Below are 26,714 nucleotides of genomic sequence, written 5' to 3'. Positions count from 1 at the left end.
GGTACGTTCCGATATATTACTCACCCGTTCGCCACTCGCCACCAGAGCAAGCTCCGTGCTGCCGTTCGACTTGCATGTGTAAGGCATGCCGCCAGCGTTCAATCTGAGCCAGGATCAAACTCTTCAGTTTAATCTCTGTTACTTTGCCCTTTTACAGGCACCGTCATTGCTGACGGGTCGCTCACTCAAAAAACTGACAGGCCACTACTTTCGTAGCGCCTATTTCATTATTTTTTGTGAACATTTGATATTTTAAGTATTACAGCAATCCGAAGATCGCTGCTGCACTTACATCAAATGCCCACACTTATCGACTGTTAATTGTTAAAGAACTGTATTCGGTGCTACTTTCGCGCTATCGACAAAGCGTTGTGTTTGTCAGCTGCGAAGAAGGAAAAGTATGAAGCGTTTCGGCTAATTCGTCAACCTTCTTTTTTACTACCCTCACCGTTTCCAGTGATCCCGTTGTTTCGCAAACCGCTGCGTCTCATTGGGGAGGCGAACTATAGCCAAATCCGTGCTACTAAGCAAGCTTTATCCCGATAAATCGTCGTGCGCAGCGTAAAATGGCTGTTTTCCCCGATTCGCACCCGTCATGACCATCCTGCTCTCCACCCTGAACGCCCGCTATACCCACGCTTCCCTGGGCTTGCGCTATCTGCTGGCCAATATGGGGCCGCTGCAGGCGCAGACGCGGCTGCAGGAATTTGTCATCGGCACCAAGACCACGGAACTGGTCGAACGCATCCTCATCAACAAGCCGCGCATCGTCGGTTTTGGCGTATACATATGGAACGTCGAGGAAACAACGAAACTGGTGGCCATGCTCAAGCGCGTGGCGCCCGAGGTCATCATCGTGCTGGGCGGGCCGGAAGTGTCGCATGAGGCTGGCGAGCAGGAAATCGTCAGGCTGGCCGACTACCTGATCACGGGCTGGGGCGACGTCACCTTCCCCAAGCTGTGCGGCGAAATCCTCAACGGCCCGAAACCGCTGATGAAGATCCATGCGGGCGTGCAGGCGCCGCTGGCGGAACTGCAGCTGCCCTACTCCTTGTATACAGACGACGATATCCGCCACCGCACGATTTACGTGGAAGCGTCGCGCGGCTGCCCGTTCAAGTGCGAATTCTGCCTGTCGGCGCTGGACAAGACGGCCTGGCCCTTTGCCCTGGAGAACTTCCTGGCCGAGATGGAATCCCTGCATGCGCGCGGTGCCCGCCTGTTCAAATTCGTCGACCGCACCTTCAACCTGAACATCAAGACCAGTTTGAAGATCATGCAGTTCTTTCTCGATAAGATCGAAGCCAATCCCAACGATCCCATCTATGCCCACTTCGAGCTGGTGCCCGACCACCTGCCCGACGCCTTGAAAGAAGGCATCAGCAAGTTCCCGCCCGGCGCGCTGCAATTCGAGATCGGCATCCAGAGTTTCAATCCGGACGTGCAATCGCTGGTCAGCCGCAAGCAGGATAATCAAAAGGCGGCCGATAACATCCGCTGGCTTTGCGAAGAATCAAACGCCCACTTGCACGTGGACTTGATCGCCGGCTTGCCGGGCGAGGATGAGGCGAGCTTTGCGGCCGGGTTCAACAAGCTGGTGGCCCTGAAACCGCATGAAATCCAGTTCGGCATCTTGAAGCGGCTGCGCGGCACGCCCATCATCCGCCACACGGAGAATTTCGGCATGGTGTTCGACCCGCACCCGCCGTACACCATCCTGGCCAATAAGCAGCTCGATTTCATGAGCATGCAGCGCCTCGTGCGCTTCGCCCGCTACTGGGACCTGGTGGCCAACTCGGGTCGCTTCGCCAATACGGTGCAATGGATGCTCGGTGACGCGCCGTTTGAAAACTTCATGGACTTTTCGAACTGGCTGTACGCCCACACGGACGCCACCCACCGCATCGCCATGGAACGCCTGGCCAAGCTGGTGGCGCAATGGCTGCAGACGCGCGGCATGAGCGCGCTCGAGGCCAATGCCCTCGTGGCCAGCGACTACGCGGGCGGCGCGCAGGCGGCCGCGCACGTCAAACCGGCCGAAACAAGCAAGGTGCGCCCGGACGTCGCCCTGCCGCAGCGGCAGGCGCGCCACCTGGCGTCCTGAGCGGACGGCGATTGAACATCGGTGGCGGTCTGCGCCATTCTCCCTTAAACTGGCACGATGCCGACTGTACAATCGCCGAAACTGACCCTCTCCCAGACCAGCTCCCAACAGGGAGCCCTGGTCACTGCCAGCGGCACCTGGCAGGTGCACGCGCTGGCGCATGACAATGCCATCAAGGCCATCGACGCCCAGCTCAAGCCCCTGCAGGGCGACGCCAATGCCCACTGGGATCTGTCGCAGATCGACAGCATGGACCATATCGGCGCCCAGCTGTTCTGGAATGCCTGGGGCAAGCGGCGCCCCGCGCAGCTGACCCTGGCGCCGTCGCTGGAAGAGTTTTTCCGGCGCATCGAAGCAACGGGACCGCTGCAAACGCCGCCCTCGCGCGCCAACCGCCTCACGCCCGTGATGAAGCTGGGCATGGCCATTTTGCTGTTTTTCGAACATTTGAAGGGCTTTATTGCCCTTGTCGGCCAGGTGACGCAGGATATCGGCCGCTTCGCGCGCCATCCCATGCGCGGGCCGTGGCGTGAAATTTCCGCCAATATCTTTCATGCGGGCTTCCAGGCGCTGGGCATCACGGCCCTGGTCGGCTTTCTGATCGGCGTCGTGCTGTCTTATCTGTCGGCGCAGCAGCTGCGCGCCTTTGGCGGCGATATTTATCTGGTCAACCTGCTGGGCATGAGCGTCATCCGCGAACTGGGGCCGCTGTTGGCGGCGATCCTCGTGGCCGGCCGCTCCGGCTCGTCCATCACGGCCCAGCTGGGCGTCATGCGCGTCACGGAAGAGCTCGACGCCATGCTGGTGATGGGCATTTCGCACGGTTTCCGCCTGATCATGCCGAAAGTGCTGGCCCTGGCCATCTCCATGCCCCTGCTCGTCATCTGGACGGATACGGCCGCGCTGATCGGCGGCATGGTGGCGGCCAAGGTGGAATTGAATCTGTCGGCGCGCTACTTCATCCAGAAGCTGCCCGACGCCGTGCCGCTGGCCAACTACATGATCGGCCTGGGCAAGGGCGTGATCTTCGGCATGCTGATCGCCCTCGTCTCCTGCCACTTCGGCCTGCGCATCAAGGCCAATACGGAAAGCCTGGGGCGCGGCACCACCACCGCCGTCGTCACGGCCATCACCGTGGTGATCCTGGCCGACGCCGTGTTCGCCATCGTCTTCAATGGAGTGGGATATTGATGCCCGATAACGATACCGCTTGCAAGGCGAGCGAGGGCAAGGAAGGCCAGTTCAACCTGCACGGCAGCGCGCCCGTGGTGGAAATCACCAACTTGTGGACCAAGTTCGGCCGCACCGTCGTGCACCAGGACTTGAACCTGGAAATCGAACGGGGCGAAATCCTCTCCATCGTGGGCGGCTCCGGCACGGGCAAGACGGTGCTGCTGCGCCAGATGCTGGGCCTGGAACATCCGGCGCGCGGCTGCGTCAAAGTCTTTGGCGAAGATATCAACAAGGCAAGTTCCGACCAGCTGCAGCAATTGCGCAACCACTGGGGCATGCTGTTCCAGCAAGGCGCCCTGTATTCGGCGCTGACCGTGTTCGACAACGTGGCCCAGCCCATGCGCGAATTGCGCGTGCTGCCCGAGGCGCTGATCCACGACGCGGTACTACTGAAAATGAATATGGTGGGCCTGGGCCCGGAACATGCGCTGAAGATGCCGTCGGACTTGTCGGGCGGCATGATCAAGCGCGTGGCCCTGGCGCGCGCCCTGGCGCTGGAACCGAAATTATTATTCCTCGACGAACCGACGGCGGGCCTGGACCCGGACCTGTCGGAAAGTTTTGTATCGCTGATCCAGTCACTGCACCGCGAGCTGGGCTTGACCGTCGTCATGGTCACGCATGACCTCGACACCTTGTTCGCCCTGTCCACGCGCATCGCCGTGCTGGCGGAAAAGCATGTGATCGCCATCGGCCCCACGCGCGAGGTGATCGAAGTGGACCACCCGTTCATCAAGCAATTTTTCCTCGGCGACCGCGGCAAGCGCGCACTGGCCGTCCTGGACGAAAAACAGGCGGCAGCCAAGGCCGCACAGCCAGGCGACGACGCCGGCACTGACAAGAAAGCGGAGAAGTAATGGAAAACAGATCACATGCCCTGATGACGGGATTTTTTACACTCACCCTGCTCGTGGCCGCCATCCTGTTCGGCGTCTGGTTCAACCGCGACCGCGTGGAACGCGTTCCCTACCTGCTCGCCACCACCCTGTCCGTGCCGGGCCTGAACCCGCAGGCGACCGTGCGCTACCGGGGCCTGGAAGTGGGCAAGGTCGACGCCATCGATTTCGACACGCAAAAGGCGGGGCAGATCCTCGTGCACATCAGCGTGGCGCCGGATACCCCCGTCACCAACACCACCTTTGCCACCCTCGGCTACCAGGGCGTGACGGGCATCGCCTACATCCAGCTCGACGACGAGCACGTGGGCTCAAAACTGCTGGGCACCAGCAAGGACAAGCCGTCGCTGATCCCCCTGCGCGCCGGCTTGCTGGACCAGCTGGAAAAACGCGGCAAGCGCATCCTCGACCAGGCCGAGCAGATCACCAACAAGGTGAATAATCTGCTGAGTCCGGAAAACCAGGCCGCCATGCTGGGCGCCTTCACTGAAGTGGGCAAGGCAGCCAAGGCCTTTGGCGCCATACCGCAGCAGCTGGAACCGACCCTGACGCAACTGCCGCAACTGACGGAACAGACGCGGCAAACCTTGACGGCCGTCAGTACGGCCAGCAAGAACGTGTCGGACCTGACGGCCACCTGGAAAAAACTCGGCAACGACATCCAGGCGCCAGGCGGCGTGCTCGAGAAGGTCAATGGCACGGTCGACCGGGTCGGCCATTCCGTGGAAACGGTGGCCAATGGCGTGTCGCTGGAAGTCCTGCCCCAGGTAATCGAGCTGAGCGGCGAGGCGCGTTCCTCGATGCGCGCCCTGAAAACCACCATGAGCACGCTCAATGAACAGCCGCAGAGCATCCTGTTCGGCGCCCCAGACATCCCGCCCGGCCCGGGCGAGCCCGGTTTTTCGGCACCCGGCAAATAAGGAGAACACCGCATGCCTATCCCACGCCATCTCAGCGCACTCATCGTGGCCGGCGCCGTCCTGCTGGGCGGCTGCGCCAGCCGCGGCCCCGTGCCCACTTTCTATGATTTCGGCCCGGCCGCGCCGCAGGCGGCCGCACCGGCGACCGCGCCAGCCGTGCCCGTGCTGGTCATCGCCGACGCCAATGGCCCCTCGTGGCTGGACAGCCAGCGCATGTATTACCGCCTGCTGTACGCCGACGCGCAGCAATCGCGGCCCTACGCCTACAACCGCTGGAACACGCCGCCGCTGCAACTATTGAGCCAGCGCCTGAAGACGCGCGTGGCGCAGAGCGGCGTGAAAGTCCTGTCGACCACGGACGCGGCCGCCGGCATCCCGCTGCTGCGCATCGACGTTGATGATTTTTCGCAAGCTTTTGACACGCAGACGCAAAGCAGCGGCCATGTGTCGCTGCGCGCCTCGCTGTTTCGCGGCCACCGCCTGATCGACCAGAAAACCTTCAGCCGCAGCGGCCCGGCCGGCAGCGCCGACGCGCAAGGCGGCGCGCAGGCGCTGGCGGCGGCCTCGGACGCCATCGCCGCCGACCTGCTCACCTGGCTGGGCACGCTGAATATCCCGAAAGAATGACCGACCCCGCCCCCCCAGCCAGCCCGGCGGCGGCGCTGCCGCCCGTCCGTTCCTCGCCCGTGTCGCGCGCGACCCTGCTCGCCTACGTCTTCCTGATCGTGTATGCCAGCTGGTTTCCGTTCACGGGCTGGCACAGCAATGGCCTGTCGCCGCTGACCTTCCTGGAAAACACGCGCATGCCCCGCTACTGGACGGGCTTTGACGTGGGCGTCAACGTCGTCGGCTACATCCCCCTGGGCGCGCTGATCGTGTACTCGCTGTTTCCAAGGATCACTGGTTTCTTTGCCGTTATCGTCGCCAGCCTATGCGGCATGCTGATTTCCGGCAGCATGGAAGCCGTGCAAACCTATCTGCCCAGCCGCGTCTCGTCGAACCTCGATTTTTATACGAATGCGGCCGGCTGCTGCCTCGGCTCCATCATCGGCGCCTTGACGGCGCGCAAACTGCTCGACCACAGCCATTTGTACCGCCTGCGCCAGCGCTGGTTTGCCCAGCACGCGAGCCAGGGCCTGGTGCTGGTGGCGCTGTGGCCGCTGGCGCAAATCTATCCGCAAGGCTATCTGTTCGGCCTGGGCCAGCTGCTGCCCATCCTGTCGGACTGGGCCTCCACCCTGATGGGCATGGACATCGACCTGGCAGCCTACCTGCGACCTGATCTGGTATTGACGGTCGAGCAATACTGGCTATCGGAAACCATCATCACGGCTTGCGGCATGACGGGCGCCGTACTCACCTTGCTGTGCCTGCTGCGGCGCGCCGCGCCCCGCGCCATCCTGATGCTGACCTTGATCGCCGCCGCCCTGGTCGTGCGCTCGATGGCCAGCGCGCTGCTGTTTTCGCCGCAAAACGCCTTCGTCTGGATCACGCCGGGCGCCCAGGGCGGCTTTTTGATCGGCCTGATCATGCTCGGCGGCCTGGCGTTCGCGCCGCACGTGGCGCAGCGCCGCATCGCGGCCGCCACCTTGCTGCTGAGCCTGGTAATGGTGAATACGACGCCGATCAATCCGTATTTCATGTCAACCTTGCAAGGCTGGGTGCAGGGCAAGTTCCTCAACTTTAACGGCGCGGCGCAATTTCTCGCCTTGCTGTGGCCCTTCATGGCCCTGTGGTTCCTGTGCCTGCCCTCGCACCGCCTGAACCGGCAGGACGATGTGCAGCGCCAGCGTCGCGAAGACCACCCATAAGCGCTATCATGGCGCATTGATGAATCAGCAGGAGATCAGTATGAGCGACGCACCGTATTTTGAACGCCACGTTTTTTTCTGCATGAACAAACGTGAAGACGGCCGCAACAGTTGCGGCGACCATGGCGCGGAAGCGGCGCAAAAGCATTGCAAGCGCCGCATCAAGGAACTCGACATGAATGGCGCGGGCAAGATCCGCATCAACCAGGCCGGCTGCATGGACCGCTGCGAAGAAGGCCCGCTGCTGGTCATCTACCCGGAAGCGACCTGGTACACCTATGTCGACACCAGCGATATCGATGAAATCATCGATACCCACCTGGTGGGCGGAAAAATAGTCGAGCGCCTGAAGATTTAATGCCAATTTAAGAGATAGCCACCAGTATGAGCATCATGAACAGAAACTCGGAAAAATTTACCCTCGCCGGCCATGCGGGCAGCATGGAAGGCTTGCTCGATTTCCCGGCAGACACTCCGCGCGGCATCGCCCTCGTTGCCCATCCGCACCCGCTGTACGGCGGCACGATGGACAACAAGGTCACGCAAACCCTGGCGCGCGCCTTTGTCGCCCTCGGCTACGTGGTGGCGCGCATCAACTTCCGCGGCGTGGGCGCTTCCGAAGGCGTGCATGACCATGGCGCGGGCGAGACGGATGACATGCAACTGTTATACGAACACATGGTCGGCCTGTACCCGGGCTTGCCCGTGGCCCTGTCCGGTTTCTCGTTCGGCACCTTCGTGCAATCGAAACTGCAGGAGCGCCTGGCCGCCGCCGGCACGCCCGCCGAGCGCCTGGCGCTGATCGGCAGCGCGGCAGGCAAATGGGCAATGGCCGACATTCCGGCCGACACCATCTTGATCCACGGCGAACTGGACGACACGATTCCCCTGTCCGCCGTTTTCGACTGGGCCCGTCCACAAGACATCCCCGTGATCGTGATCCCCGGCGCCGACCACTTTTTCCACCGCAAGCTCAATCACATCAAGAACCTCGTGATTGCACTGTGGCATGGTGACAAACCCGCAATAGCAGCAGATGATCATTGAAGTGTGGGCTTACTCCTGTCTCCACGGCTATAATTGATCCGTTTTTTCCACGCGGCCACGTACGCAGCAACTGCGTGGCCCTCAGCCTTCATCTTTTTCGCAGACCAGCCTCCATGAAAAAACTTTTAGCGGCACTGGCCTCCAGTGTACTTTTCCTATCCGCCGCCTTCGCCCAGAGCGTTCCAGCCCCGACCATCGCCGCCAAGTCCTGGCTGCTGCTCGACGCCACCAGTGGCCAGATCATTGCATCGCAAGATCCGGACGCCCGCATCGAGCCGGCATCGTTGACCAAGATCATGACGGCCTACCTGACGTTTGCCGCCATCCGCGAAAAGAAACTGGCGCTGGACCAGAAAGTAAACGTGTCCGTGCGCGCATGGAAAGTCGATTCGAGCAGCTCGAAGATGTTCATCGACCCGGCCACGCCCGTCTCGATCGACGACTTGCTGCACGGCCTGATGATTCAGTCGGGTAACGACGCCGCCGTGGCGCTGGCCGAAGCCGTTGCCGGCGATGAAGGCACGTTCGTCGTACTGATGAACCGCGAAGCCCAGCGCATGGGCCTGAAAAACACGCGTTTTGCCAATCCGCATGGCTTGCCCAGCCCCGATAACTATTCCACCGCGCAAGATCTGTCCGTGCTGGCCCAGCGCGTGATCGCCGATTACCCGGAATTCTACAAAATCGATTCCATCAAGAGTTTCACTTATAACAAGATCACCCAGCCTAACCGCAACCGCCTGCTGTGGCTGGACCCGACCGTCGACGGCATGAAGACGGGCCACACGGAAGCGGCCGGCTATTGCATGATCGCCTCGGCCCGCCGTCCGGGCGGCACCGGCGAGCGCCGTTTGATCTCCGTGGTGCTGGGCACCTCGTCCGACCAGGCGCGCACGCAGGAAAGCCAGAAGCTGCTGAACTGGGGCTTCCAGAACTTCGATACGGTCAAGCTGTACTCGAAGGGCCAGGCCGTGGCCACGCCGGAAGTGTGGAAAGGCTCGAAAGGCACCGTGAAAATCGGTTTCGCCCGCGACGTGCTCGTCACTGTGCCAAAAGGCACGGCTGCCAAGATGAAACCTGTGCTGGAACGCAAGGACCCGCTGGTCGCGCCGCTGGCTGAAAACGCACCTGTCGGCAAGCTGAAAATGATGGTCGACGACAAGGTCCTGCTGGAACTGCCTGTCGTGGCGCTGGAACCGATCAACCAGGCAACCATCTTCGGCCGCGCCTGGGATTCGATGCGTCTGTGGATGAAATAAGCAGTCAGCACTCCCCATAAAAAATGCCCGCAGATGCTGCGGGCATTTTTTTCGTCTTGCGCTATGTCAAATTACTTCTGCGGCGCATCCTTCAGGTGCGGCTGGCGCGCCACGGGCGGGAAGGTGCCGTGGCGGCCAGCGGCAAACGTCGCTTCCGTCTGCGACGCCGTCACCGGCACGGCCACCTTGCGCACCTTGGCCACCTGCGCCGCCGTCACGGGCGTGCCGCGGTTGCCCCAGCTGGTCTGGATGAAGGTCACCACCTGCGCGGTCTGCTCATCATTGAAAATATCCGCATACGGCGCCATCGTCAGCGCCGACGGCGCCGTGCGCGTGGCCGGCACGGCGCCGCCCGACAGCACGATGTTGATCGCCGAGGTGGGATCATTCGTCTGCAGCACGGCGTTGCCGGCCAGCGCAGGGAAGGCCTTGTCGTAGCCCTTGCCGTCGGAGCGGTGGCAGCCGGCGCAGCGGTCCAGGTACAGCTGCGCGCCCTGCGAGTTGACGATGCCGCTGAACAATTGCTTGCCCAGTTTCTCGTCCGCCACGAAGGCCGGCGTGCCGGGCTTCGACGGCGGCAGGGACTTCAGGTATTTCGCCATGGCCGCCAGGTCGCCATCCGTCATGTGCTGCATGGAATGGGCCACCACGTCGTTCATGGCGCCGAACGACGCCGTATGGCCGTTGCGGCCCGTCTTCAGGAATTCGACGATATCGTTCGTGCTCCAGCGCGCCAGACCGCCGCCATGCTCATTGCGCAGGGAGGGTACGGACCAGCCGTCGATCACGCCGCCGCCCGCCAGGAAGGTGGTATTACCCGCATCCGTCAGCGATTTTTCCTGCATGCCCACGCCGCGCGCCGTGTGGCAGGCGCCGCAGTGGCCCAGGCCCTGCACCAGGTAGGCGCCGCGCAGCAATTGCGCGTCGCCCGTGGCCGGCGTTTTATACGGCTGCGGCGTGGGGGCAAACGCCCAGCGCCAGATGGTCAGCGGAAAGCGCATCGACAATGGCCACGGAATGTCGGCCGCCTTGTTCGGCGTCGGGTCCGCCTTCACGCCATGCATGAAATAGGCGTACAGCGCCTGCATGTCCGCCTCGCTCAGGCGCGAATACGAGGGATAGGGCATGGCCGGATACACGGTGTAGCCGTGCTTGGTCACGCCGGTGCGCATCAGCTTGTCGAAATCGGCAAAGCTCCAGTCGCCGATGCCGGCCTTTTTATCGGGCGTGATGTTGGTGGAATACACCTTGCCGATCGGCGTTTCCATGCCCAGGCCGCCCGCGAACGGTTTACCCTGCGTGCCGGCCGTGTGGCAGGCGATGCAGTCGCCGGCGCGGGCCAGGTATTCGCCCTGGCGTATCAGCTGGGCATTCGGAGTGGTGGCGGCCGTGGTGGCAGACAGGACGGTGCCGGAGGCGAGCGCCAGCAGCAGCGCGCCCACGGTATGGGTGAATGTGTTGTTCATCTTCTTGTTCTTTATCAAGCGACCAGGGGACGGGGATCTTGCAGGTATTGCTCGCGGATGGCCTTGGCCGACCAGTAGGTCAGCGCGCAGGCCAGGCCCGTCGGGTTGTAGCCTATGCCGACCGGGAACACGCTGGAACCGACGGCAAACACGTTGTGCACGTCCCAGCTTTGCAGGTAGCGGTTGACGACGCTGGTCCTGCGGTCCGCACCCATGGCCGTGCCGCCCGCCCAGTGCGTGGTCTGGTAGTTGCGCAGATCGAGGTGGTCGCCCACGCTCTTGACGGCAACCTTGATCGATTCCGGATTCATGGCCTCGGCCACCTTCATCATCTTGTCGGTGACGAAACGGCTCATCTTGATGTCGTTTTCCTTCCAGTCGAAGGTAAAGCGCAGCAATTGCTGGCCATACTTGTCCGTGTAGGTCGGGTCGAGGTCGACATAGCAGTCACGGTAAGTCATGTTGGCGCCATGGCAATCGAACGACACCGTGTTCAAATAGCTCTTCTTGACGGCCTTCTTCCAGGCCGCGCCCCAGGCGGGCGTGCCGTCCGGCGTGGCGATGCCGGAGATCGGCTTGGAGCCGGCCGGGTTGCACCAGGCGGGCGAACCGCCGACAAAACCCAGCGGGCCATGGTCGAAATTGTCGCCATTCCAGTCATCGAGCGCGACGCCCGTGCCGCCGGCGCCGATGAACGGGTTCGTGTTTGTGTCTTCCTTGAAGAAAGTCTGGATGGTCGACATCATCTGGTAGGCGATATTGCGCCCCACCACGCCCTCGTTGCTGACCGGGTCATACGGCTGGCCGATGCCCGACAGCAGGAACAGGTGCGCATTGTTGTAGGCAAACGCGCTGGCGATGACCAGCTCGGCAGGTTGCTCGACGGCCTTGCCATCCGCATTGATATACGTCACGCCCGTGGCGCGTTTTTTGCTGCCGTCGAGGTTGATGCGCACCACGTTGCAGTTGGCGCGCAATTCGAAATTGGCCACCATGCGCAAGGCCGGCATGATGTTGACGTTGGGCGAAGCCTTGGAATAGTTGTAGCAGGCGTAGCCGGAGCAGAAACCGCAGAAGTTGCACGGGCCCATCTGGCAGCCATACGGATTCGTGTACGGGCCGGACGCGTTCGACGAGGCGTTGACGAAGGGGTGGTAGCCGACGGCCTTGGCGGCGCGGCGGAACAGTTCTGCCGTGTACGGCACTTTTTGCGGCGCCAGCGCGTAATTGTCGGAGCGGTCGCCCTCGAACACATTGCCGTCGCCGACGACGATGCCGTTGACCTTGTACGCCTGGCCCGAGGTGCCGAAGACTTTTTCGACGAAATCGAAGTGCGGCTCCAGCTCGGCGTAAGTCACGCCAAAGTCCTGGATCGTCATGCCTTCGGGAATGAATTTCTTGCCGTAGCGGCGTTCGTAGTGGCTGCGGATCTGCAGTTCTTCCGGCAGGACGCGCCAGTGCATGCCCGACCAGTGCAAGCCCGCGCCGCCCACGCCCGTGCCGGGCTTGAAGGCGCCGATCTGGCGGTAGGGGACGGCCACGCCCGTGATGCTGTGGCGGAAGGTGAACGTGCTCTTCGACATATCCTGGAACAGCTTGCTGCGCTGAATATAGGTCAGCTCGTCGAGGGTCTTCGGATAGGCGCCGTCGGGATAGGTGTCGCGGTACTCGCCGCGTTCCAGCGCGACCACGTTCAGGCCCGCTTCCGTCAATTCCTTGGCCATGATGGCGCCGGTCCAGCCGAAGCCGACAATCACGGCATCGACAGGCTTCATTGTTACATCGGGTTTGATATCACTCATGATGGTTTTTCTTTTTCTTTGATCTGCTACGAATAACTGAAAAGGTTCAGGGCAAGGCGCATTGCCGCAGGCAGTACGCTAGTACGACCAGGCAGTGCAACGCCGCCATGGACGTTTTCAGGCGATGGATACTGGAGGCAACGGGTATTTCTTGCCATACTGTTCCACCCAGTCCATGTAGTCGGCGCGCGCGCCAGGAAAGCCCACCATCTTCCAGGCCAGCATGTCCTTGTTGCCGCCGTGCACGGGGTCGCAAAAATAGCCTTCGCGCGTGTTTTGCAGCAGCTGGTTGAAAAAGACCTTGGCCGGCACTGCGCCGATGTCCAGGGTGCCCTTTTGCAATTGCGTGATGACGGCGTCGCGCTCGGCCGCGGCCAATTGCACGAAAGGCTTGCCAAACTGCCGGTTGACGGCCGTGTTGACGCCGGCCAGGGCGCTCTGGTACAGCTCGCGCGGCGCCATGTGGAACTGGTAGCCGAACTGTTCGATCGACGGCACGAACGGCCCCTGCATGTACCACAGCGCGCCATACGCGTAAGGCGTGTTCATCTGCGCGTCGATGAATTCATGCGCGCCCGCTTCCAGCGCGCCCGGCCCTTCGGCGTCGGCCGGGATCAGCCGGTCGACCAGCGCCGTCAGGGTGGCCCATTCGGTGGCGTCGAAAAAACGCGGTTTGTAGGCCGGCTGGTCCTTGGAGACGGCCATGGCCAGGCCGCCGCCGGCGCCGGCCAGCAAGGCCACGGCAGGCGCAGCGCCGACGGCCTTGCGCAAGAAGTTACGCCGATGGGGCGAAATCCCGATGATTTTCATAGGTTTTCCTCAGGCGGCGCGAGCCGCCACAGTGATGGATGTGGGAGTCAGAAAGAAAATGCGGGCACGCGCCGCGCAGATGGCAGATTTCACGTAGAGATGACTGGGGTATCGCGGCGCGGCACGACAATCTGTTGGTTAATTGACCAACGTGATTGACAAGCGCTAGCTTTGCATTTACGGTGCGCATCGTACCATAATTAAAAGAAACCTTCAGAGACAGGCTAGACGTGATCAAAAAAGAGGCAGTGGCGCGTGGCCGCCCGCGCAAGGCGGGCGTGGAAGATGCGGTACTGGAAGCGATCGTCATGCTGGTGCGCCAGCATGGGCTGGAAGCGGTGACGATACAGATGGTGGCCGACGTGGCCGGCGTGGGGCGCCAGACGATTTACCGGCGCTGGCCGCGGCGCGAAGACATGCTGCTTGACGCGCTCGTCAAGCGCACGGCGGAAAAGCTGCAGCGCGCGCTCGACATGCCGGACGGCCAGGAAATCGAGGCGATCTGCGCGCGCATCTTCGACAACCTGAACGCCGATGGCCGCTTCACCTGCGATTTACTGGTGCTGATCCACGACGATGCGACGGCGCAGCAGCGCTTTCGCGAACAGATCGTCGCGCCGTGGATCGCCCTCGTGGTGCAGCGCCTGACGCAGATCGGCGTGCGCGCCGACCTCGACCTGCGCCTGTTTGCCTTCATGCTGCAATCGGCGCTCGTCTACCAGATGCAGCTGGGCGGCGTGCTCGACGGCGCCCTGCAGGAGCGTTGCTGCCGCTTCATCCGCAGCATGCTGTAGCGTAGCTGGCTATAATCGTGGCGAGTCCTTCCTCTCCACTACCAGAAAGCCAGCCCATGAGCCATGCATCTCCCGCCAGCCTGCAAGCGCCGCGCAGCCGTTTGAGCAGCAACGGCCCCGACCTGTCGCGCATCGTTGCCGGCATGTGGCGCATCGGCGAGTGGAATATGTCGGCGCAGCAGCGCCTGGCCTTCATCGAGCAATGCCTGGCGCTGGGCGTGTCCAGTTTCGACCATGCCGACATCTATGGCGATTACAGCGCCGAAGGCCTGTTCGGCGAAGCGCTGGCCCTGCAGCCGGGCTTGCGCGAGAAGATGGAGCTGGTCAGCAAGTGCGGCATCAAGCTGCTCTCGCCGCACCGCCCTGGCCACGCCATCCAGCATTACGACACGAGCGCGGCGCACATCACCAGTTCCGTGGAGCACACCCTGCGCCAGCTGCACACGGACCGCCTGGACTTGCTGCTGATCCACCGTCCCGATCCGCTGATGGATTTCGACGAAATCGCCGGCGCCTTCACGCAATTGCGGCGCGACGGCAAGGTGCTGCACTTTGGCGTGTCGAACTTCAGCCGCCACCAGTTCGAGTGCCTGCACCGGCGCTTCCCGCTGGTGACGAACCAGGTGGAATTTTCGCCGCTGCATGTGGCGCCCCTGTTCGACGAAACCTTCGACGGCTTGCAGGACGTGGGGGTGGCGCCGATGATCTGGTCGCCGCTGGCGGGCGGCCGCCTGTTCCAGGGCGGCGACGCGAACGTGGAGAATTTGCGCAATGTCATCAAGCAGATCGCCGACCAGCTGCAGCGCCCGTTTGCCAGCGTGGTGTTCGCCTGGATCATGCAACTGCCTTGCCGGCCCCTGCCGCTGACGGGCACGGGCCGCATCGAAGCGGTGGGCGTGGCCGTGGAAGGCACGCAGTTCACGCTCAGCCGCAGCGACTGGTTCGCCATCCTGCGCGCCGCGCGCGGGCATGAGGTGGCTTAACGTTTAATCAATCTCGTCCGGGTCGTTGAATACTTGAGGTAGCGCAATGCCGCGCCAGCCCAGGTGCCACGCCAGGTTCAGGGCCAGGGTGGCGGCGATGTAGACGGCGAAGAAGAGCGCGAAGAAACTGGTCTTCAGCCAGACCAGCAGGGCGACGGCGGCGATCAGCACCAGCAGCGCGGCCAGGCTTTTCTTTTGCTTGGAGCTGGGGAAGCGCAAGGTCGACACCATCAGGCTGCCCACGCCGACGAGCAGCAGCATGATCAGATAGCTGTGCAAGGTTGAATCGATGGGCGCCGGCCAGGCCACCACCACGGCCGCCACGCAGGCGGCGCCGGCCGTGATCGGCATGCCGACAAAATACATGGGGTCGGTATGCCCCACGTTCACATTGAAGCGCGCCAGGCGCATGGCGCCGCAGGCAACAAAGAAGAAGCTGGCCATGCCGCCAAAGCGCAGCAGCAGCGGATCATGCACGCCCATCTGCACGAAGCCATAGCAATACAACAAGACTGCCGGGGCGCAGCCGAAATTCATCACGTCGGCGATGGAATCGAGCTGCACGCCGAACTGCGAGCTGGTGTTCGTCAGCCGGGCCACGTAGCCGTCGAGGGCGTCAAAGACGCCGGCCAGCACCAGCAGCGCGGCGGCCAGCCGGTAGTCGGCCGGGTCGCCGGTACCGGCGTTATCGACGGAAATGACGATGCTGGCAAAACCGCAGGCTATCGACAGCAAAGTCACCATGCTGGGCAAGGCGTATTTGGCGCGCTGCAGGCGCGACTTGGGCAATGTATTCAAATTTATGGGCAATCAAGGTAGCGGGAATAAAACGGCGCAAGAGCAAACGGTGCATTATGCTCATTCTACCCTGCGCGGCCGCGGCGCCGTCGGCGCACGGGCGCGCGACATATCTTTTCATGGATGCTCTACGGCATATAAAAATGCCTTAGAATCGTTTCACGGGGCGGCATGACGTCCCACTCACCAGACAGGAGTCAGCTTGATAGCCTCGTTATCGCGTTGGAAACACAGCCTCCCCGCCTTCCTGGTCGTAGCACTGCTGAGCGCCTGCGGCGGCGGCAGCGGCGACAATCCGTCGGTGGGCACCTCGACGCCGGCAGGACAGCTGACCCAGGAACCGGGCGCGCCCGTCCTCAGCAATAATATCGCCACCGATGGCTTCAACTGGTTCAATTACCGGCGCGGCCAGACGGGCCTGGCACCGCTGGCGCGCAATAGCCTGATCGACAGCGCCGCCCTCGGCCATTCCAACTATCTTAACCTCAACAATGTTGTGGCGCACGAGCAAGTCCTGGGCAAGCCCGGCTTTACCGGCGTCAAGCTGGGCGACCGCCTGGCCAAGGCGGGCTACGTCGTCACCACGCTGCAGGGCGAAGTCATCGCCGGCGCCGCGAATACCTCGGGCTTTTACCTGGCCGAGGAATTGATCACGGCCATCTATCACCGCTTCGTCATTTTCGAGCCCCTGTTCAAGGAAGGCGGCGCGGGCGCCGCCGTCAACAACAGCGGCTATGCGTATTTCACCACGGACCTGGCCGGCAACAGCAGCTACGGCCCCGGACTGACGGCGGGGCAGATCGTCACCTACCCGTTCAGCGGCCAGCAGAAGGTCGCCGTTAGCTTTTCCAGCGATAACGAATCCCCCGATCCCGTGCCGAACCAGGACGTGGTGGGCTACCCGATCAGCGTGCACGCCAACTATGGCGCCGTCGTCAACGTGGCCACGTTCAGCGTGCGCCAGCGGGGCAGCGCCACGGACCTGCCGGTGCGCCTGCTCAGGAGCGACAGCGATGCGCATACGCCCGTTTCGGCCGCCGCCATCATCCCGCTGGCGCCCCTGAACGGGGCCACCACCTATGACGTGAGTTTCATCGGCAAAGTCAATGGCGCCGACCTCACGCGCACCTGGTCCTTCACGACACGCTAGGCGGCAGGCTGGCGTCAAGCGGGCGCAGTGCCGAGTACGACTGGATGTAAAATAGTGCTTCCTGCTTTATTGCCATTGACAAGTTTTGGGGCTCTCTGCACACCGGGCATGATGAAACCACACGCCACTTGCGATGATGAGGCCGCTGTTGCGGCTTCCGACATGGTCCGCGTTCTCGATGTCGAGAACGGACTGGGCCGTATCATGGGCGACCGCCTGCTGTACCTGAAAATCCTGCGCCGCTTCCTGCATGACCACGGCACCACGCCGTGCCAGATCCGCAGCGAATTCGACGCCGGCAATTACGCCGCCGCGCGCCTGAGGGCGCATACCCTGAAGGGCGCGGCCGGCATGATAGGCGCGCGCCAGGTGCACAGCCTGTCGGCAAGCCTGGAGGCGGCCCTGCGCGCGCAGGCGCCGGACCTGGCGCGGCAAATGCTGCAGCTGGAACTTGCGCAAGATCAATTACTAAGAGCCGTCAGCTCCATGCTGGGCACGCCGGAAGCTAGCCATACGGCGGCGCAGGACGTGGCGCCCAACCCGGCCGCGCCGGCCATCCAGCTGCTGCTGGCGCGCCTGGCCAGCCATCTGCGCGAAGGCGACGGCGCCGCCATCGACATCCTGGAAAACTCGGCCAGCCTGCTGGCAGCCAGTCTCGGCGTCAACGTCTACCAGGAAGTGGCGGCCGCCGCGCACGAGTTCGACTTCGACGGCGCCCTGGCGGCGCTGCTGCGGCGCCGCTAGCGCACAGTTCGCTACCGCTCAGCTGTTGTACAGCGCCTCTTCCGCATACGCCACGCCGCAACTCTTGCAACAGAAACGGCGCACGGCGTCGAGCGGCTTGTCGCAATACCAACACGCACCTTTTGGCGGCAGCGCTGCGATCAATTGCGGCAGGGAGGGCAACGGCGCCGCCACCTCTGCCCTGCTTTCCACGACTTCCGGCTGTTCGCTGTCCATGGCGCTTCCTTTCCTAGCGGCACTTCAGGGCCGCTCAGCAAGATTACGTCAGTGCAGTTTGGAGCCTATGACATTTCTCAACGGCGGCCATGCTTGCCGCATCGGCACCTTGAAATTTCCAAACGACAACGTTGTCTCTTAACACTACAATCGGTGTTCCGCTCACTCGCCGCGCGCCCACCATGAAACACATTCCCCTGCTGCTGTCCTGCCTGCTGCTCAGCGCCTGCGCCACGCGCCCGCCCACCGCCTACACGCTCAATTCGGGCGCCGAACGCACGCCGGAACAGCTGGCGGTGGTGTTCGAACACGCCGACCTGACCCTGCGCATCGACCCGGCCAAACGCAGCATTGCCGGCGACGCCCGCCTGACCTTCCTCGCCACGCGGCCAATCACGCGTTTCGCGCTGGACCTCGACCGCAACCTGCCCGTCGACGCCGTCGAAGTCGACGGCAAGGCGCTGCCGCCGCGGGACTATGCCAACCCGGACGGGCGCCTGAGCATGACCCTGCCGGCCACCATCGCGGCAGGCGCGCGCACCACCATCCGCGTCGTCTACCACGGCGTGCCGCACGTCGCCGTGAAAGCGCCGTGGGATGGCGGCATGGTGTGGTCGAGCACGGCCGATGGCGCGCCGTGGATCGCCAGCGCCGTGCAAGGCGAGGGCTGCGACCTGTTCTGGCCCTGCATCGACCACCCGATGGGCAAGGCGCAGCTGATCGACCAGCACATCCAGGTGCCGGCGCCGCTGGTGGCGGCCGGCAACGGCGTCGCGCTCGGCATGGATGAAGCCGACGGCTGGCGCACCTGGCACTGGCGCGCCAAACATCCGAGCACCTACGGCATTGCCCTCAACGTGGCGCCCTACCGCAGCCTGCAGGGCGACTATGCGAGCCGCTACGGCAACCGCATCCCCCTGCAATTCTGGTATTTGCCGGAAAGCGAAGCCAAAGCGGGCGCCCTGTTCGCGGAATTGCCGCCCATGCTGGACTTTTTTGAAAGCGTCATCGGCCCCTACCCGTTTGGCGATGAAAAAGCCGGCATCGCCGAAACCCCGCACAAGGGCATGGAACACCAGACCATCAATGCCTATGGCAACAAATTCGCCAAGACCAGCTATGGCTACGATGAATTGCTGCAGCATGAGTTTGCCCATGAATGGTTCGGCAACCAGCTCACCAACAGCAACTGGGACGACATGTGGCTGCACGAAGGCTTCGGCACATACATGCAAGCGCTGTACATGCAATATCTGCGGGGCGAGCAGGAATATTTTGCTTCATTGCAGCACATGCGCGCCGGCATCGTCAACAAGGCGCCCATGGTCTCGGGCAAGCCGAAAACAGAGGAGGAAGTCTACGACCTGAAGAAGGGCGGACCGGGCGGCGATATTTATGTGAAAGGGGCGCTGGTGCTGCACACCTTGCGCGGCCTGATCGGCGACGACGCCTTCTTCCGCGCCGTGCGCCTGCTCGTCTACGGCACGGAACAGCCGCGGCCGGGCCAGTTCCAGCCCCGCTACGGCAGCACGAAGGAATTCATGGCCATCGTCAATAAAGTCACGGGCAGCAATTACGACTGGTTTTTCCAGGCTTATCTGTACCAGGCGGCGCTGCCGGAGCTGTCCGCCGTGCGTGACGACGGCACCTTGCGCCTGCTATGGAAGACGCCGGCTGACATCGCCTTCCCGATGCCGGTGGAAGTGCGTATCGGCAAGGAAATCCATACGGTTTCCATGTCGCTGGGCATAGGCGAACTGCCCCTGCCGGCTGGCGCCACGTACACGCTCGACCCGCGCTCGCGCGTGCTGCGCCGCGCCGAGCATATCGAGGCATTCCAGAAATTCAGGGAAGACCAGGCGAAGGGGAGGAAGGGGTGACGCGGCAGTGAATTCATCAAACCCGGCATTTGCTTTGGGGGTCGAAGCTGGCAGCATCACGGATGCCTGCCACCTATTTCCGGAAACTGCGCACCGCGTCATTGGCATTGTCAGCAATGACTTTTTGCAGCTTAGGCTGCTTCGCGTATTTCACGCGCAAGCGCTTCAATTGACGCTGCGCGGCACCGCACGACTGCTCGATGGCTTGCGTGATCTCGCGCTGGCGCGCCTTGTCATTCTCATCCCACTCGCCGGCGAAGTGCTCGCACATCTGCGCATTTTCGACGAACCGCGCCACATCCTGCGGCATTTTTTCCTGCGCGCCAGCCAGCAGGGGCAGGCAGGCGAACATGACAGCTAGCACCAGTTTCATCCGCTTCTCCTTATTTGCCGATGCAGAAACGGCTGAAAATCACGCCCAGCAGATCGTCAGGCGAGAATTCTCCCGTGATGCTCGACAGCTGCACCTGCGCCAGGCGCAGCTCTTCGGCGAACAGGTCCAGCGACTGGTCGTCCTGCGCCGCATGCTCGGCGGCGATATGCAAGTGCTTGCCGGCCGACTTGAGCGCGATCAAATGGCGTTCGCGCGCCAGGTACAGCGATTCGCCCGTCTGCTGCCAGCCGGCGATGCGCAGCAGCTCGGCACGCAGCAGGTCGATGCCGATGTGCTCATGGGCCGACAGGTACACATGGGTGGCGTCCGGCATGCTGTCCACGCCGGGCTTGTGGCCAGAGAGATCGATCTTGTTCCACACGCGCACCACGGGCACGCCTTCGGGGAAGGCGGCAACGATGGTTTCATCGGCCAGCGTGGGGCCGTGGTCGGCGTCAAGCAGGTGCAGGATGACGTCGGCCTTGCCGATTTCGCCCCAGGTGCGCTCGATGCCGATGCGCTCGACGGCGTCGATGGTGTCGCCCGCGCTGCGGATGCCGGCCGTGTCGATGATGTTGAGCGGAATGCCCTCGATCTGGATGGTTTCGCTGACCTTGTCGCGCGTGGTGCCGGCGATCGGCGTCACAATTGCCACGTCGGCGCCCGCCAGCGCGTTCAGCAAGGACGATTTGCCCACGTTGGGCTGGCCGGCCAGCACGACATTCAAGCCTTCGCGCAGCAGCGCGCCCTGCGCCGCCTGGGCAAACACTTTATTTAACGCTGCGATGACGGCCTTTAACTGGCCGCGCGCATTCGATTTTTCCAGGAAATCGATTTCTTCCTCCGGGAAGTCCAGCGTTGCCTCGACCAGCATCCTCAAACCCGTCACCTGCTCCACCAGCGCGTGGATGGTGTTGGAGAACGCGCCCGACAGCGATTGCGAGGCGGACTTGGCGGCCGCTTCCGTGGAAGCGTCGATCAGGTCGGCCACGGCTTCGGCTTGCGCCAGATCAAGCTTGTCATTCAAAAACGCGCGGCGCGTGAATTCGCCCGGTTCGGCCAGGCGCAGGCCGCTGTCCTTGCCCGCTTCCAGCACGCGCGCCAGCAGCAGCTGCAGCACGATGGGGCCGCCATGGCCCTGCAATTCCAGCACGTCTTCGCCCGTGTAGGAATGCGGACCCTTGAAGTGGATGGCGATGCCCTGATCGATGATGGCGCCATCGCTTTCCGTGAACGGCAAATAGGTGGCGTGGCGCGGTTTCAGCGTTTGCGCGCCGAACAGGGCCGTCATCAACGGTGCAAGGTTTTTGCCGGAGGCGCGTACCACGCCGATGCCGCCGCGTCCCGGTGCGGTGGCGATGGCGGCGATAGGGGAAGAATCAAGTTTCATGGCGTAATTGTAGTGTATTCGGGGAAGGCTGCAGGGGCCGCGCTATTGTCAGCGACAAAGCGGGCGCACATGAAAAGGGAGGTCTGTGGAAAACCGGCAAAACCCACCTTTTTTGACATCGGACCCACTGGGTCCGATGTCAAAAAAAAGCCCGCGCGAGGCGGGCTTTCTGTTCGCTGGCCGAAATTACTTGGCGGCAGGCGCGTATTTCTTGGTGATCACCCATTGCTGGCCGATCGACAGGACGTTGTTGACGACCCAGTAGAGCACCAGGCCCGACGGGAAGAAGAAGAACATCACCGAGAATGCCAACGGCATGAACAGCATCATCTTCGCCTGCATCGGATCGGCCGGGGCCGGGTTCAGCTTGGTCGTGATATACATCGAGATCGCGTACAGCACGGGCAGGATGCACCATGGGTCATGCTGGGCCAGGTCGGTGATCCAGCCTATCCATGGCGCGCCGCGGATTTCCACGGACGCGTTCAGCACCCAGTACAGGGCGATAAAGACCGGCATCTGGATCAGGATAGGCAGGCAGCCGCCCAGCGGATTGATCTTTTCCGTCTTGTACAGCTCCATCGTGGCCTGGTTCATCTTTTGCGGGTCGCCCTTGTAGCGCTCGCGGATCGCCTGCATCTTCGGCGTGACCAGTTTCATCTTGGCCATGCTGCGGTAGCCGGCGGCCGACAGGGGGAAGAACGCCAGTTTGATCAGGATCGTGAAGGCGATGATGGTCCAGCCCCAGTTGCCCAGCACGCTATGGATGTGTTCCATGACCCAGAAGATCGGCTTGGCGATGATGGTCAGCCAGCCGTAATCCTTGACCAGTTCCAGGCCAGGCGAAACGTTTTCCAGCAGGTGCGCGATTTGCGGACCCGAGTACAGCTTGCTGTCCATGCTGGCCGAGGCGCCGGGCGCCAGAGTAGGCAATGGCAGCACGTTGCCGATGGCGTACAGGTTGGTGTCGAGTTTTTTCGTGAAGATGTCGCGCTTGACGTTCTCGGGCGGCACGAAGGCCGACACGAAGAAGTGTTGCGAAATCGCAAACCAGCCGCCGTTCGCCGATTGCGGATGCAGGCCCTTCATGGCGTTGTCGTTGCCCTTCTTCTCATCTTCCACGGCTGCTTTTTCGATCTTCTCGAACGTCATCTTCTGGTACTTGTCCTGTGGCGTGTACAGGGTAGGGCCGGTGAAGCTGCTGTTGAAGAAGGAGTCGCCGACCGGCTTGTTGCCGTCATGCGTCAGTTGCAGGTACAGCTGCGGCGTGACGGGCGCGGCGCCCACGTTGGACACGTCGTGGCGCACGTCGATGACGTAGTCGCCGCGCTTGAACGTGAACGTCTTGGTCAGCTTGACGCCGCCTTCGACCGCTTCCATGACCAGCTGGATCTGCTTGCCGTCCGCCAGGGTGCGTACGCCAGGCTGTACGGTAAAGCCCGAGTTATGCGTGGGGAACGGACCGCCGACCAGGCCCGACTGCGCCAGGTAGGTGTGGTTGGCGCCGACGTCGAACAGCACTTCGTTTTGCTTGCCTGCGTCAGGCTGGCACCATTTGAACAGGCCGAAGCAGCCGCCGAACCAGCCCGGATTGCCCGCGCCCTTGAATTTCAGCAATTCCAGACGCTTGACCTGGCCGCCCAGGGTGTCGATATCGACCTTGATGACGTCGGTGGTGATGGTAATCACTTCGCGCTTGAACGCGGCGGGATCGGTCGCTTCGCCAGGCACGGCGGTCGCGCCGGCAGCAGCCAGGGCGGCCGTCTTGGCCGGGGTGACAGGCGCCTTGGCGGTTTGTTCCGTGTTCGCGGAGAACATCGACGGCTTGCCGTTCGAGATCATCCATTCGTTCCAGAGAATTACCAGCGAGACGGAAAACACGATCCACAGGATGGTACGTTTATTGATATCCATTAGGGTATTTGTCAGGAGTGGTTGCAACCGCAAGCGGTCGTTGAAGATTGTTTGCAATCGGCCGGCGGCACCGGGTCGACGCCCCCTTCATTCCAGGGGTGGCAACGGCACAGGCGCTTGGCAGCCAGCAGGCTGCCCTTGGCAGTACCGTGCACGCGCAGCGCTTCCATCGCGTAATGCGAACAGCTCGGATAGAAACGGCAATTCTGTCCCAGCATGGGGCTGATCAGCAACTGATAAGCGCGCAGCAGGAACAGCAGCAGGGTTTTCATGGCGCGGATGGTGGTGGCGCAGCAACAGAACGGGCCTGGGCGGCGATTTGCGCCGCGAACAGGCGGCCCAATTCCTCACGCAGCTCGGCTTTGAGCCTGGTCGTGGTGGCCGGGCCATCCTTGCTGTTGACGGCGCGCGACAGACGCACCACGCAGTCGACCGGCGGCATCGCGCTGTTGCGAAACAGCTCGCGCGTGACGCGCTTGATCGTGTTGCGGGTCGCCGCGCGCGGCGCGAAACGCTTGGCCACAACGACGCCCAGCCGCGCATGCGGCAATTGATTGTGTCGGGTGTACAGCACAAAATGCGCTGTTTTTTGCGAAGGGCGCAAACGAAAAACGGATGAAAATTCATCCGTTTTAACGATACGCCGAAAGCGCGCGAAGTCGTGTGAACCTTCGCGTTGATTGCCGACTGGAGTACAGCTAGCCACGCGATCAGCTGTCAACGACAAGCCTAGACGGCCAGACGTTTGCGGCCTTTTGCGCGACGTGCGTTGAGCACATCACGGCCACCACGGGTAGCCATACGAGCGCGGAAGCCGTGCGTACGCTTGCGGCGAACGACGGAAGGTTGGTAAGTACGTTTCATGTTGGTCTCGCTAAAAACAAAAAAAATGCAAAATCGGGTCTGACGTCCCGTCAGTTTTTGGTGCCAATGACAATCGCGCACTTATGCCAAGGCACAAGCTGGCCAATCTCATCGCCCGCTGGAACGCGCACCAAATCGACTACGCGGAGCGATTTGCGGCCTCCGGTGCTCACTGTGCCTTCGCACAGTTGCGCGCCTCAGCCACAACTCATCACCGCTCGCTACGATTTGGCACTGCGTCGTTAATCCACGCTTAGTCCATATTGTCGTTCCAAATGAATAAACACGGAATACGGGCGGGGAACCCTGAATTATTCAGCATATGCCCCCCTCTTGTCAAGGATTGCCGTGATCGCCAGGAAATTTGCGCGCCGCTCCCCATCTGCCGCCAAGCCCGCACCAGCACTGCCTGAGACGGGATAACCGGGGGATAAGTCTGCTCTTATGCACACGGCGCCCCACCCTGCCGCAGAAAAATAACAGTCGTGCCTGTGGATAACTTTGTCAGTCGGGAGTAGAATAGCGCATTACGTGTGGCGAGCCCTCGCGCGACGCCGGCCTTGCAACACGGTGACCGCAGGGCAGAATCGATACGCCCTCCCACACCTTTTCACATAGACATACATGGATAATTTCTGGCAGGCCTGTTCCGCGCAGTTGGAACTGGAGCTGACACCGCAACAATTCAGTGCGTGGATCAAACCGCTTATCCCTCTCGACTACGAGGAGGGCAAGCTGCGCATTGCTGCGCCCAATCGCTTCAAGCTCGACTGGGTCAAGACCCAGTTCGCCAGCCGCATCACGGCGCTGGCCATACAATACTTCGAAGCGCCGACGGAAGTGCAGTTCGTGCTCGACCCGCGCCTGGCCCTGCCGAAGAAGCCCGTTGCCGCCAGCACCCCGGCCAGCGATCCGAATGGCGGCGCCCCCAGCGCGCGCGCCGCGGAGCCGCAGCCGAGCGTGCCGGAACTGAGCATCGGCGCCGCGCCGCGCCGCGAGCAGAGCCGCATCAACACCGACCTGACCTTCGACAGTTTTGTGACCGGCAAGGCCAACCAGCTGGCGCGCGCCGCCGCCATCCAGGTGGCGAACAATCCGGGCGTGTCGTATAACCCGCTGTTCTTCTACGGCGGCGTCGGCCTGGGTAAAACCCACTTGATCCACGCCATCGGCAACCAGGTGATGGCTGACAATCCGGGCGCGAAAATCCGCTACATCCACGCAGAACAGTACGTTCGCGACGTAGTGACCGCTTACCAGCGCAAGGGTTTCGACGATTTCAAGCATTACTATCACTCGCTCGACATGCTGCTGATCGATGATATTCAATTCTTTGGCGGCAAGAGCCGCACGCAGGAAGAGTTTTTCTATGCGTTCGAGGCATTAATTGCCGCAAAGAAACAGATCATCATCACTTCGGATACCTATCCGAAGGAAATCACGGGCATGGACGACCGTTTGATCTCGCGCTTCGACTCGGGCCTGACGGTGGCCATCGAACCGCCGGAACTGGAAATGCGCGTGGCGATTTTGCTGAAGAAAGCCAAGCAGGAAGGCGTGACCTTCTCCGACGACGTGGCTTTCTTTGTCGCCAAGCACTTGCGCTCGAACGTGCGCGAGCTCGAAGGCGCGCTGCGCAAAATTCTGGCGTACTCGCGTTTTCATGGCAAAGATATAACGATTGATATCGTCAAGGAAGCCCTGAAGGACTTGCTGTCGGTGCAGAACCGCCAGATTTCCGTGGAAAACATCCAGAAAACGGTGGCGGACTTCTTCAATATCAAGGTGGCCGACATGTATTCGAAGCGCCGTCCCGCGAATATCGCCCGGCCGCGGCAGATCGCCATGTACCTGGCCAAGGAATTGACGCAGAAGAGCCTGCCGGAAATCGGCGAGCTGTTCGGCGGCCGCGACCACACCACGGTGCTGCATGCCGTGCGCAAGATCGCGCTGGACCGCACCAAGAACCCGGAATGCAACCATGAACTGCATGTGCTGGAGCAAACATTGAAAGGCTAAGAACGCCTGACCAAACCTGCTGCGCGTCGCGATTCGCGGCCTGCGATGCTCACTGTGCCAAAGCACGGCTCCGCGTCTCGGCCACGACTCACTGCCGCTCGCTACGGTTTGCTCAGGCGTTGCAAGCACGACTTGGCAAGGCTGGCTCAAAACGTGCTTTACCCTTATTATCTGGGAGGGCGCCGCAGCCGGTCTGTCGGGGCTCCCCATGGCAAGAATTGTTAAATTAATACGTTAAACG

The 26,714-nt window shown here is 62.1% G+C and carries 26 protein-coding genes and 1 rRNA gene; 15 read left to right on the top strand and 12 right to left on the bottom strand.

The window, feature by feature from the left end; translation table 11 throughout:
* Nucleotides 1-130, bottom strand: a 16S ribosomal RNA gene (locus CBW50_RS20940); the annotation flags it as partial.
* A gap of 465 nt (nt 131-595) precedes the next feature.
* Between CBW50_RS20940 and CBW50_RS20935 the strand changes: the two genes are divergently transcribed.
* From CBW50_RS20935 to CBW50_RS20895, 9 genes are all read left to right on the top strand, one after another.
* Entirely contained in the window at nt 596-2,104 is a 1,509-nt protein-coding gene (locus tag CBW50_RS20935) for a B12-binding domain-containing radical SAM protein (RefSeq protein ID WP_086147335.1), read from the top strand.
* Between the two features lie 57 nt (nt 2,105-2,161).
* Nucleotides 2,162-3,295, top strand: coding sequence for an ABC transporter permease (locus CBW50_RS20930; RefSeq protein WP_086147334.1), 1,134 nt, complete (start codon nt 2,162-2,164; stop codon nt 3,293-3,295).
* Nucleotides 3,295-4,194, top strand: coding sequence for an ABC transporter ATP-binding protein (locus CBW50_RS20925; protein WP_099375517.1), 900 nt, complete (start codon nt 3,295-3,297; stop codon nt 4,192-4,194). The genes CBW50_RS20930 and CBW50_RS20925 overlap by 1 nt, the downstream gene beginning before the upstream one ends.
* Nucleotides 4,194-5,153: an MlaD family protein gene (locus CBW50_RS20920; protein WP_086147333.1), complete on the top strand. Its 960-nt coding sequence runs from the start codon at nt 4,194-4,196 to the stop codon at nt 5,151-5,153. Before CBW50_RS20925 ends, CBW50_RS20920 begins: the two co-directional genes overlap by 1 nt.
* A gap of 12 nt (nt 5,154-5,165) precedes the next feature.
* Nucleotides 5,166-5,780 (top strand): ABC-type transport auxiliary lipoprotein family protein, encoded by a 615-nt coding sequence (locus tag CBW50_RS20915; RefSeq protein WP_086147332.1) that lies wholly within the window; start codon nt 5,166-5,168, stop codon nt 5,778-5,780.
* On the top strand, nt 5,777-6,964 hold the full coding sequence (locus CBW50_RS20910) for a VanZ family protein (RefSeq protein ID WP_086147331.1): 1,188 nt from the start codon (nt 5,777-5,779) through the stop codon (nt 6,962-6,964). The genes CBW50_RS20915 and CBW50_RS20910 overlap by 4 nt, the downstream gene beginning before the upstream one ends.
* Nucleotides 6,965-7,004: 40 nt before the next feature.
* Nucleotides 7,005-7,322 carry a ferredoxin gene (locus CBW50_RS20905; RefSeq protein ID WP_034781335.1) on the top strand — a complete coding sequence of 106 codons (318 nt, stop codon included), beginning with the start codon at nt 7,005-7,007 and terminating at the stop codon, nt 7,320-7,322.
* A 35-nt stretch (nt 7,323-7,357) separates the two neighbouring features.
* The gene (locus tag CBW50_RS20900) at nt 7,358-8,011 is read left to right on the top strand and encodes an alpha/beta hydrolase (RefSeq protein ID WP_070291993.1); all 654 of its coding nucleotides are present in this window, start codon (nt 7,358-7,360) and stop codon (nt 8,009-8,011) included.
* A gap of 113 nt (nt 8,012-8,124) precedes the next feature.
* Nucleotides 8,125-9,270, top strand: coding sequence for a D-alanyl-D-alanine carboxypeptidase family protein (locus CBW50_RS20895; protein ID WP_086147330.1), 1,146 nt, complete (start codon nt 8,125-8,127; stop codon nt 9,268-9,270).
* A 71-nt stretch (nt 9,271-9,341) separates the two neighbouring features.
* Here CBW50_RS20895 and CBW50_RS20890 read toward each other — a convergent pair whose 3' ends face one another.
* The 3 genes from CBW50_RS20890 to CBW50_RS20880 form a co-directional block, all read right to left on the bottom strand.
* The gene (locus CBW50_RS20890) at nt 9,342-10,736 is read right to left on the bottom strand and encodes a cytochrome c (protein WP_086147329.1); all 1,395 of its coding nucleotides are present in this window, start codon (nt 10,734-10,736) and stop codon (nt 9,342-9,344) included.
* Between the two features lie 14 nt (nt 10,737-10,750).
* Complete coding sequence (locus CBW50_RS20885; RefSeq protein WP_086147328.1) at nt 10,751-12,511, bottom strand: GMC family oxidoreductase; 1,761 nt, start codon at nt 12,509-12,511, stop codon at nt 10,751-10,753.
* Nucleotides 12,512-12,655: 144 nt separating this feature from the next.
* Nucleotides 12,656-13,348, bottom strand: a complete 693-nt coding sequence (locus tag CBW50_RS20880; protein ID WP_086147327.1) for a gluconate 2-dehydrogenase subunit 3 family protein — start codon at nt 13,346-13,348, stop codon at nt 12,656-12,658.
* A 230-nt stretch (nt 13,349-13,578) separates the two neighbouring features.
* Here CBW50_RS20880 and CBW50_RS20875 point away from each other — a divergent pair, with 230 nt between their 5' ends.
* Together CBW50_RS20875 and CBW50_RS20870 are read left to right on the top strand one after the other, a co-directional pair.
* Complete coding sequence (locus tag CBW50_RS20875; protein WP_099375512.1) at nt 13,579-14,142, top strand: TetR/AcrR family transcriptional regulator; 564 nt, start codon at nt 13,579-13,581, stop codon at nt 14,140-14,142.
* 56 nt (nt 14,143-14,198) lie between these two features.
* Nucleotides 14,199-15,125 carry an aldo/keto reductase family oxidoreductase gene (locus CBW50_RS20870; RefSeq protein ID WP_099375511.1) on the top strand — a complete coding sequence of 309 codons (927 nt, stop codon included), beginning with the start codon at nt 14,199-14,201 and terminating at the stop codon, nt 15,123-15,125.
* Nucleotides 15,126-15,128: 3 nt separating this feature from the next.
* Here CBW50_RS20870 and pssA read toward each other — a convergent pair whose 3' ends face one another.
* On the bottom strand, nt 15,129-15,869 hold the full coding sequence (gene pssA, locus CBW50_RS20865) for a CDP-diacylglycerol--serine O-phosphatidyltransferase (protein WP_226936388.1): 741 nt from the start codon (nt 15,867-15,869) through the stop codon (nt 15,129-15,131).
* Between the two features lie 256 nt (nt 15,870-16,125).
* Here pssA and CBW50_RS20860 point away from each other — a divergent pair, with 256 nt between their 5' ends.
* Entirely contained in the window at nt 16,126-17,073 is a 948-nt protein-coding gene (locus tag CBW50_RS20860; protein WP_226936370.1) for a CAP domain-containing protein, read from the top strand.
* A gap of 162 nt (nt 17,074-17,235) precedes the next feature.
* Entirely contained in the window at nt 17,236-17,817 is a 582-nt protein-coding gene (locus tag CBW50_RS20855; protein WP_226936368.1) for an Hpt domain-containing protein, read from the top strand.
* An 18-nt stretch (nt 17,818-17,835) separates the two neighbouring features.
* Here CBW50_RS20855 and CBW50_RS20850 read toward each other — a convergent pair whose 3' ends face one another.
* Complete coding sequence (locus CBW50_RS20850; protein WP_086147324.1) at nt 17,836-18,033, bottom strand: hypothetical protein; 198 nt, start codon at nt 18,031-18,033, stop codon at nt 17,836-17,838.
* 182 nt (nt 18,034-18,215) lie between these two features.
* On the opposite strand from CBW50_RS20850, the gene CBW50_RS20845 reads away from it, so the two are divergent.
* Nucleotides 18,216-19,913, top strand: a complete 1,698-nt coding sequence (locus tag CBW50_RS20845) for a M1 family metallopeptidase (protein WP_086147323.1) — start codon at nt 18,216-18,218, stop codon at nt 19,911-19,913.
* Between the two features lie 73 nt (nt 19,914-19,986).
* Here the strand turns inward: CBW50_RS20845 and CBW50_RS20840 are convergent, their stop codons facing one another.
* From CBW50_RS20840 to rpmH, 6 genes are all read right to left on the bottom strand, one after another.
* On the bottom strand, nt 19,987-20,286 hold the full coding sequence (locus CBW50_RS20840; protein WP_139842587.1) for a hypothetical protein: 300 nt from the start codon (nt 20,284-20,286) through the stop codon (nt 19,987-19,989).
* Between the two features lie 10 nt (nt 20,287-20,296).
* Nucleotides 20,297-21,676 (bottom strand): tRNA uridine-5-carboxymethylaminomethyl(34) synthesis GTPase MnmE, encoded by a 1,380-nt coding sequence (mnmE, locus tag CBW50_RS20835; RefSeq protein ID WP_086147321.1) that lies wholly within the window; start codon nt 21,674-21,676, stop codon nt 20,297-20,299.
* Between the two features lie 186 nt (nt 21,677-21,862).
* Nucleotides 21,863-23,590, bottom strand: coding sequence for a membrane protein insertase YidC (gene yidC, locus CBW50_RS20830; RefSeq protein WP_086147320.1), 1,728 nt, complete (start codon nt 23,588-23,590; stop codon nt 21,863-21,865).
* An 11-nt stretch (nt 23,591-23,601) separates the two neighbouring features.
* Nucleotides 23,602-23,862: a membrane protein insertion efficiency factor YidD gene (gene yidD / locus CBW50_RS20825; protein ID WP_010401993.1), complete on the bottom strand. Its 261-nt coding sequence runs from the start codon at nt 23,860-23,862 to the stop codon at nt 23,602-23,604.
* Nucleotides 23,859-24,296, bottom strand: coding sequence for a ribonuclease P protein component (rnpA, locus tag CBW50_RS20820; protein ID WP_086147319.1), 438 nt, complete (start codon nt 24,294-24,296; stop codon nt 23,859-23,861). Before rnpA ends, yidD begins: the two co-directional genes overlap by 4 nt.
* Before the next feature lie 23 nt (nt 24,297-24,319).
* Entirely contained in the window at nt 24,320-24,454 is a 135-nt protein-coding gene (gene rpmH, locus CBW50_RS20815) for a 50S ribosomal protein L34 (protein WP_010401996.1), read from the bottom strand.
* 624 nt (nt 24,455-25,078) lie between these two features.
* On the opposite strand from rpmH, the gene dnaA reads away from it, so the two are divergent.
* A complete protein-coding gene (gene dnaA, locus CBW50_RS20810) occupies nt 25,079-26,473 on the top strand; it encodes a chromosomal replication initiator protein DnaA (RefSeq protein WP_034754339.1) in 1,395 nt (464 codons plus the stop codon).
* Nucleotides 26,474-26,714: the final 241 nt, after the last annotated feature.

The sequence above is a fragment of the Janthinobacterium sp. GW458P genome, from assembly GCF_002127585.1.
Lineage (GTDB): Bacteria > Pseudomonadota > Gammaproteobacteria > Burkholderiales > Burkholderiaceae_D > Janthinobacterium.
This window is presented reverse-complemented; position numbering and strand designations above follow the sequence as displayed.

Excerpts from the sequence above, each read along its gene's own strand:
- CBW50_RS20935 (WP_086147335.1), top strand. The coding sequence starts at position 596 with ATGACCATCCTGCTCTCCACCCTGAACGCCCGCTATACCCACGCTTCC.
- CBW50_RS20930 (WP_086147334.1), top strand. The coding sequence starts at position 2,162 with ATGCCGACTGTACAATCGCCGAAACTGACCCTCTCCCAGACCAGCTCC.
- CBW50_RS20925 (WP_099375517.1), top strand. The coding sequence starts at position 3,295 with ATGCCCGATAACGATACCGCTTGCAAGGCGAGCGAGGGCAAGGAAGGC.
- CBW50_RS20920 (WP_086147333.1), top strand. The coding sequence starts at position 4,194 with ATGGAAAACAGATCACATGCCCTGATGACGGGATTTTTTACACTCACC.
- CBW50_RS20915 (WP_086147332.1), top strand. The coding sequence starts at position 5,166 with ATGCCTATCCCACGCCATCTCAGCGCACTCATCGTGGCCGGCGCCGTC.
- CBW50_RS20910 (WP_086147331.1), top strand. The coding sequence starts at position 5,777 with ATGACCGACCCCGCCCCCCCAGCCAGCCCGGCGGCGGCGCTGCCGCCC.
- CBW50_RS20905 (WP_034781335.1), top strand. The coding sequence starts at position 7,005 with ATGAGCGACGCACCGTATTTTGAACGCCACGTTTTTTTCTGCATGAAC.
- CBW50_RS20900 (WP_070291993.1), top strand. The coding sequence starts at position 7,358 with ATGAACAGAAACTCGGAAAAATTTACCCTCGCCGGCCATGCGGGCAGC.
- CBW50_RS20895 (WP_086147330.1), top strand. The coding sequence starts at position 8,125 with ATGAAAAAACTTTTAGCGGCACTGGCCTCCAGTGTACTTTTCCTATCC.
- CBW50_RS20890 (WP_086147329.1), bottom strand. The coding sequence starts at position 10,736 with ATGAACAACACATTCACCCATACCGTGGGCGCGCTGCTGCTGGCGCTC.
- CBW50_RS20885 (WP_086147328.1), bottom strand. The coding sequence starts at position 12,511 with ATGAAGCCTGTCGATGCCGTGATTGTCGGCTTCGGCTGGACCGGCGCC.
- CBW50_RS20880 (WP_086147327.1), bottom strand. The coding sequence starts at position 13,348 with ATGAAAATCATCGGGATTTCGCCCCATCGGCGTAACTTCTTGCGCAAG.
- CBW50_RS20870 (WP_099375511.1), top strand. The coding sequence starts at position 14,199 with ATGAGCCATGCATCTCCCGCCAGCCTGCAAGCGCCGCGCAGCCGTTTG.
- pssA (WP_226936388.1), bottom strand. The coding sequence starts at position 15,869 with ATGGTGACTTTGCTGTCGATAGCCTGCGGTTTTGCCAGCATCGTCATT.
- CBW50_RS20855 (WP_226936368.1), top strand. The coding sequence starts at position 17,236 with ATGGTCCGCGTTCTCGATGTCGAGAACGGACTGGGCCGTATCATGGGC.
- CBW50_RS20850 (WP_086147324.1), bottom strand. The coding sequence starts at position 18,033 with ATGGACAGCGAACAGCCGGAAGTCGTGGAAAGCAGGGCAGAGGTGGCG.
- CBW50_RS20845 (WP_086147323.1), top strand. The coding sequence starts at position 18,216 with ATGAAACACATTCCCCTGCTGCTGTCCTGCCTGCTGCTCAGCGCCTGC.
- CBW50_RS20840 (WP_139842587.1), bottom strand. The coding sequence starts at position 20,286 with ATGAAACTGGTGCTAGCTGTCATGTTCGCCTGCCTGCCCCTGCTGGCT.
- mnmE (WP_086147321.1), bottom strand. The coding sequence starts at position 21,676 with ATGAAACTTGATTCTTCCCCTATCGCCGCCATCGCCACCGCACCGGGA.
- yidC (WP_086147320.1), bottom strand. The coding sequence starts at position 23,590 with ATGGATATCAATAAACGTACCATCCTGTGGATCGTGTTTTCCGTCTCG.
- yidD (WP_010401993.1), bottom strand. The coding sequence starts at position 23,862 with ATGAAAACCCTGCTGCTGTTCCTGCTGCGCGCTTATCAGTTGCTGATC.
- rpmH (WP_010401996.1), bottom strand. The coding sequence starts at position 24,454 with ATGAAACGTACTTACCAACCTTCCGTCGTTCGCCGCAAGCGTACGCAC.
- dnaA (WP_034754339.1), top strand. The coding sequence starts at position 25,079 with ATGGATAATTTCTGGCAGGCCTGTTCCGCGCAGTTGGAACTGGAGCTG.